The organism is Eubacterium sp. MSJ-13 (assembly GCF_018918235.1).
Lineage (GTDB): Bacteria > Bacillota > Clostridia > Lachnospirales > Lachnospiraceae > Butyribacter.
Genome location: NZ_JAHLQE010000014.1, coordinates 24,918 through 31,727 on the forward strand (window position 1 = coordinate 24,918; position 6,810 = coordinate 31,727).

4 protein-coding genes and 1 tRNA gene are annotated in these 6,810 nt (G+C 38.4%); all 5 read left to right on the plus strand.

Going from position 1 to position 6,810, the window contains the following annotated elements; genetic code table 11:
- The first annotated feature begins 51 nt into the window (after nt 1-51).
- The 5 genes from gyrB (at nt 52) to KQI69_RS00740 (ending at nt 6,679) form a co-directional block, all read left to right on the plus strand.
- Nucleotides 52-1,974, plus strand: coding sequence for a DNA topoisomerase (ATP-hydrolyzing) subunit B (gene gyrB / locus KQI69_RS00720; protein WP_216563367.1), 1,923 nt, complete (start codon nt 52-54; stop codon nt 1,972-1,974).
- Nucleotides 1,975-2,087: 113 nt separating this feature from the next.
- On the plus strand, nt 2,088-4,583 hold the full coding sequence (gyrA, locus tag KQI69_RS00725) for a DNA gyrase subunit A (protein WP_216563368.1): 2,496 nt from the start codon (nt 2,088-2,090) through the stop codon (nt 4,581-4,583).
- A 236-nt stretch (nt 4,584-4,819) separates the two neighbouring features.
- Nucleotides 4,820-5,662: a fumarate hydratase gene (locus tag KQI69_RS00730; RefSeq protein ID WP_216563369.1), complete on the plus strand. Its 843-nt coding sequence runs from the start codon at nt 4,820-4,822 to the stop codon at nt 5,660-5,662.
- A 218-nt stretch (nt 5,663-5,880) separates the two neighbouring features.
- The gene (locus tag KQI69_RS00735; RefSeq protein ID WP_216563370.1) at nt 5,881-6,417 is read left to right on the plus strand and encodes a Fe-S-containing hydro-lyase; all 537 of its coding nucleotides are present in this window, start codon (nt 5,881-5,883) and stop codon (nt 6,415-6,417) included.
- 174 nt (nt 6,418-6,591) lie between these two features.
- Nucleotides 6,592-6,679, plus strand: a tRNA-Ser gene (locus tag KQI69_RS00740).
- Nucleotides 6,680-6,810 lie beyond the last annotated feature (131 nt).

Below are 6,810 nucleotides of genomic sequence, written 5' to 3' on the forward strand. Positions count from 1 at the left end.
GTGGAGAGTATAAAAAGTAATGCAGTTAATTAGCAGGAAATGGAGGAAGAGATGGGAACAGAAGTAAATGGTGAATACGGTGCAGACCAGATTCAGATATTAGAGGGACTTGAGGCTGTGCGTAAAAGACCGGGTATGTACATTGGAAGTACATCTGTGAGAGGACTTCATCATCTGGTCTATGAGATAGTGGACAATTCAGTTGATGAGGCATTGGCAGGATATTGTACTGAGATCGAGGTATCGATCAATGAGGATAATTCCATCTGCGTAAAAGACAACGGCCGTGGAATTCCTGTAGGTATAAATAAAAAAGCAGGTTTGCCAGCGGTAGAAGTTGTATTTACAATCCTTCATGCCGGCGGTAAGTTTGGCGGCGGTGGATACAAGGTATCCGGAGGTCTTCACGGGGTAGGTGCGTCTGTTGTAAACGCTTTGTCGGAATGGCTTGAAGTCACTATTCACAAAGACGGAAAAATGTACAGACAGAGATATGAGCGTGGAAAGGTCATGTATCCGCTCAAGGTCGTTGGAGATACAACAAAGAGAGGAACAGAGGTTGTATTTTTACCCGATAAAGAAATCTTTGAAGAAACTGTTTTTGACTTTGATACACTTAGACAGAGACTTCGTGAAATGGCATTCCTCACAAAGGGGATAAAAATAACACTTATAGACAAACGACTTGAAGAGCCTAAGATAAGAGCTTTTCACTATGAAGGTGGTATTAAGGAGTATGTTGATTATCTGAATAAAAGCCAGACTCCGCTTTATGATGATGTTATATACTGTGAGGGAACTAAAAATAATATTTATGTTGAAGTTGCAATGCAGCATAATGATTCATATACAGAAAGCACATACAGCTTCGTAAATAATATTACAACACCTGAGGGAGGAACACACCTTACTGGATTTAGAAATGCCCTTACAAAGTGTTTTAATGATTATGCAAGAACAAACAAACTTCTCAAGGATAGTGAGCCTAATCTTGCCGGTGAGGACATAAGAGAGGGACTTGCAGCAATCGTAAGTATAAAGATTTCTGAACCTCAGTTTGAGGGTCAGACTAAACAGAAACTTGGCAACAGTGAGGCGAGAGGTGCCGTTGAGAGTGTAATGAGCGAACAGCTCACATACTTCCTTGAGCAGAACCCTCAGGTTGCAAAACTTATCTGTGATAAAGCCATACTTGCACAGAGGGCAAGAGATGCAGCGAGAAAGGCAAGGGATCTTACAAGAAGAAAGACTGCGCTTGAAAGTACAAGCCTTCCTGGAAAACTTGCCGACTGTAGTGATAAAGATCCAAAGAACTGCGAGATCTATATAGTCGAGGGAGATTCAGCCGGAGGAAGTGCAAAGACAGCTAGAAACAGAGCGACACAGGCTATACTTCCGCTTCGTGGTAAGATATTAAATGTTGAGAAATCAAGACTTGATAAGATTCTTGTAAACAATGAGATAAAGGCGATGATAACAGCATTTGGTACAGGTATCGGTGAAGATTTTGACATATCAAAGCTAAGATATGATAAAATAGTCATAATGACTGATGCCGATGTAGACGGTGCACATATCGCAACACTTATGCTTACATTCCTTTACAGATTTATGCCTGACCTTATCAAGCAGGGGCATGTATATCTCGCACAGCCGCCTCTTTACAAAGTAGAGAGAAACAAAGTTGTACGCTATGCTTATGATGATAAAGAGCTTGCACAGATACTTGAGGAGATAGGGCGAGACAGCAGCAACAAGATACAGCGTTACAAAGGTCTTGGAGAGATGGATGCAGAGCAGCTCTGGGATACGACAATGGATCCTGAAAAGAGAATACTTCTCCGTGTAAACATGGACAATGATTCTGAGGCGGAAATGAATGTGGTATTTAATACATTGATGGGCGATAAAGTCGAGCCACGCCGCCAGTTTATTGAGGAAAATGCTAAGTATGTAAGGAATTTAGATATATAGTGTGAAAATTCAAAATTTTCACATCCAATATTTGTGCTTTGCACAAACTTGATATGTGCAAAACAGTGCAGGATTAGTATGAAAATTAGCAAAATGCAGAAATGAGGATGAAAATGGACGAGAATATCTTTGATAAGATTAATGAAGTTGACCTTAAAAAGACCATGGAGACCTCATACATAGATTACGCAATGTCGGTAATAGCTGCAAGAGCTTTACCTGATGTAAGGGACGGTCTAAAACCTGTTCAGAGGCGTATTATGTATGCCATGATAGAATTAAATAACGGACCTGACAAGCCACACCGTAAATGTGCCCGTATCGTCGGTGATACAATGGGTAAATACCATCCACATGGTGACAGCTCTATTTATGGAGCACTCGTAAACCTTGCACAGGACTGGTCTACAAGATACCCTCTTGTAGACGGACATGGAAACTTTGGTTCGGTCGATGGTGATGGGGCAGCAGCTATGCGTTACACGGAGGCAAGACTTAGTAAGATTTCAATAGAGATGCTCCGTGACATAAAGAAGGATACAGTTGATTTTATACCGAACTTTGATGAGACTGAAAAAGAACCTGTTGTACTTCCATCAAGATTTCCAAATCTTCTTGTAAATGGAACAAGTGGCATCGCAGTAGGTATGGCGACCAATATACCACCTCACAATCTCCGTGAGGTTATTGATGGTGTTGTAAAGATAATCGATAATTATGAGATAGATAAAGAAACTGAGATAGAAGAACTATTAAAAATAATCAAAGGACCTGACTTCCCGACAGGAGCGGAAATTCTTGGAACAAGCGGTATAGAGGAAGCCTACAGGACAGGCAGAGGTAAGATAAGAGTCCGTGCCGTATCAAATATAGAGCCTATGGAAAACGGTAAGAATAGGATTGTCGTGACGGAACTTCCATACATGGTAAACAAAGCAAAACTTATAGAGAAGATATCAGAACTTCACAGGGATAAAAGGGTTGACGGTATAACGGACCTTAGAGATGAAACAAACAGGGAAGGTATGCGTATCTGTATCGAGCTTAGGCGAGATGTAAATCCTAATATAGTTCTTAACCAGCTTTATAAGCATACCCAGTTACAGGACACATTCGGTGTTATCATGCTTGCCCTTGTAAATAATGAACCGGTTGTAATGAACCTTTTACAGATGCTTCAATACTATCTGAAACATCAGGAGGAAGTCGTTACAAGAAGGACACAGTACGACTTAAACAAGGCTGAGGAAAGGGCACATATCGTCGAGGGACTGCTTATCGCCCTTGACAATATAGACGAGGTAATACAGCTTATAAGAGCCTCAAAGACAGCAGCAGAAGCTAAGGAAAAACTTATGGAGAGATTTTCTCTGTCCGAACCGCAAGCAAATTCTATTGTCGAGATGCGTCTTCGTGCACTCACAGGTCTGGAAAGAGAAAAACTTGAAAATGAGTATGCAGAATTAAAGAAAGTAATCGAAGAATACAGAGCTATCCTTGCGGACCGCAAGGTATTACTTGGTGTTGTCAAAAAAGAGATAATTGAAATCCGTGACAAATACGGTGATGACAGAAGAACATCCATCGGATATGATGAATTTGACATATCAATGGAGGATCTTATACCAAACGAAAACACGGTCATCACAATGACAAAACTAGGTTATATCAAGCGTATGTCAGTAGATAACTTTAAGAGCCAGCATCGTGGTGGTAAGGGTATAAAAGGTATGCAGACGATAGATGATGACTATATCGAAAATATGCTTATGACCACAACACACCACTATATAATGTTCTTTACCAACAAGGGAAGAATGTACAGGCTTAAGGTATATCAGATACCTGAATGTGGTCGTACGGCGAGAGGAACAGCTATCATCAACCTTATCCAGCTTATGCCTGATGAGAGGATAACAGCGGTCATAACGCTCCGTGATTATGACGAAAATAAATATCTTTTTATGGCAACAAAAAAGGGTATTGTAAAGAAAACATCAATCATGGAATATGCCAATATCAGAAAATCAGGACTTCAGGCAATAAACCTCAGGGATGATGATGACCTGATAGAAGTTAAGGTTACTGACAATACAAAAGATGTATTCCTAGTTACAAAGCATGGTCAGTGTATAAGATTTAACGAAAACGATGTAAGAACGACAGGGCGAGTATCTATGGGTGTCATAGGTATGAACCTTTCATACGACGATGAAGTGGTTGCAATGCAGTTAAATACTCAGGGGGAACATTTACTTATAGTATCTGAATACGGAATGGGTAAGAGAACGGCAATTGATGAATTTACAGTACAGCATCGTGGCGGAAAAGGAATAAAATGTTATAAGATTACCGAAAAAACAGGTAATGTAGTAGCAGCTAAAGCCGTAAATGAAGATACTGAAGTTATGATTATAAATACAGAGGGTATAATCATACAGCTTATGGTAAATGAAGTATCAGTTCTTGGACGTATTACATCGGGAGTAAAGATGATTGAAATGGATTCGGAAAATAGAGAAGTCGTTGTAGCAAGTATGACTCGTGTGAGAGAAACAATTCCGGAAGAAGTTGAGAATGGTCTTATCGAGGAAGATGAAATAAAATAATAAATCTTATTAGCCCGGTTTAATACGACCGGGCTATATTGAAATATAAAAAATCAATTCTATTGCAAAATATACTAAGACGGAAAAATAAATATAAAAATCTAATCTAAAAAATAGAGATTAGATGGAGCTTTAGAAATAGATTAATCAATAAAAAATCAAACAAAATTTATGTTTAAACACACTTCGCACAAAATTGATATATACAAAAAATGCGTGCAGAAAAGAGGGATAAAATGAGAGAAATTTCAACGGATGAGATTACAAGGAACATTAAAGAAATGTGTATAGAAGCAAACTATGTACTTTCAGACGATGTAAAAAATAAAATAATAGATTCGGCAGCAGTCGAAGATTCAGAAATAGGAAAGAAAATATTAAGCCAGCTTGAAGAAAACATGGAGATTGCTGAAAACGAACAGATTCCAATATGTCAGGACACAGGAATGGCTGTTGTATTTATAAAAGTCGGTCAGGAAGTACATATAACAGGTGGAAGCCTTGAGGATGCCATAAATCAGGGTGTAAGAGAGGGATACACAGAGGGATATCTGAGAAAATCAGTAGTAAAAGATCCGCTTATAAGAGAAAACACAAAAGACAACACACCAGCAATAATACATTATGAGATAGTTCCGGGAGATAAAGTAGAGATAACCGTAGCACCAAAAGGATTTGGAAGCGAAAATATGAGCAGAGTATGTATGTTAAAACCAGCCGATGGCATAGAAGGCGTTAAAAATGCCGTTATAGAGACTGTGAAACTTGCAGGACCAAATGCATGTCCTCCTGTGGTAGTCGGAGTAGGAATAGGCGGAACATTTGAAAAATGTGCACTGCTTGCCAAAAAGGCACTTACAAGAGATATAAACAGTGAAAGTAGTATAGAATATGTAGCAGAGCTTGAAAAGGAACTCCTTGCAAAGATAAACAACCTCAATATCGGACCGGGAGGACTTGGTGGAAAGATAACGGCACTTGGCGTAAATATTGAGACTTATCCGACGCATATAGCGGGACTTCCTGTCGCTATAAATATGTGCTGTCATGTAAATCGCCATAAAAAGAGAATAATGTAAAATTTATAAATTTTTACACCTAAGATTTGTGCTTTACATATGTTATGCACAAAAATAGAGAATATTATTCTATAATAAGTAAGGGCTGGCAATTTATTTTTTTCAAAATAAATTGTTTTTATGGCAGACGCAGATTGCAATTGTTAATGTTCACATCTGCGTGGCAGAAACGCAACAATGGATTAAGAATAGAAAAAATAAGGAAATGAGGCATATAAATGGACAGATATATAAATGCACCGATAGATGATGAAGTCGTAAATTCATTAAAAGCAGGAGATTATGTATATATAACAGGAACAATATATACTGCAAGGGATGCAGCACATAAGAGAATGTATGAGGCAATAAACAATGGCGGTGATATACCGTTTGAACTGAAGAATAATATAATATATTATCTAGGACCATCTCCGGCAAGAGAAGGACAGGTCATAGGTTCAGCAGGCCCAACTACAAGTAGTCGAATGGATAAATATACTCCATTGTTACTTGAACATGGTTTAAAGGGCATGATAGGCAAGGGAAAGCGTTCGGATAAAGTTATAGAATCAATGCATAAGAATAACGCAGTATATTTTGCGGCAATAGGCGGGGCTGGTGCATTGCTATCAAAATGTATAAAGAAAGCAGAAGTGATAGCATATGATGATCTTGGAACAGAAGCTATAAGAAAATTAGAAGTAGAAAATCTTCCAGCAATAGTTGTAATAGATAATGAAAAGAATAATATGTATGATATTCATAATTCATAAATTGTGATAAGAGTATATTTAACATTTAGGATAGTGATCAAAGTCCATTAAAAACAGGTATAAATCCCTAAAAACAGGGAAAAATAATAAAAAATAAAGAAAATTAAAAAAAATGATTGACAAGAGGATGTAAAGTTGGTATACTAGGTCTTGCTCAGCAGAAATTTGCTGAATGGAGAAATACTCAAGAGGCTGAAGAGGCGCCCCTGCTAAGGGTGTAGGTCGTTCACGCGGCGCGAGGGTTCAAATCCCTCTTTCTCCGTTGTGGTTCATTCCACTAAATTTCAATTTATTGGACGGTCGTGAGGCGAGATACAAAAGATTGAAAAAAAATACTTGACAATGTCGAAAAGATGTTGTAAGATAAATATCGCTGTCGCAACAAAGCGATAA

Bases quoted from the DNA above. Each gene is read 5' to 3' on its own strand.
- KQI69_RS00735 (WP_216563370.1), top strand. From the start codon at position 5,881: ATGGACAGATATATAAATGCACCGATAGATGATGAAGTCGTAAATTCA.
- gyrB (WP_216563367.1), top strand. From the start codon at position 52: ATGGGAACAGAAGTAAATGGTGAATACGGTGCAGACCAGATTCAGATA.
- KQI69_RS00730 (WP_216563369.1), top strand. From the start codon at position 4,820: ATGAGAGAAATTTCAACGGATGAGATTACAAGGAACATTAAAGAAATG.
- gyrA (WP_216563368.1), top strand. From the start codon at position 2,088: ATGGACGAGAATATCTTTGATAAGATTAATGAAGTTGACCTTAAAAAG.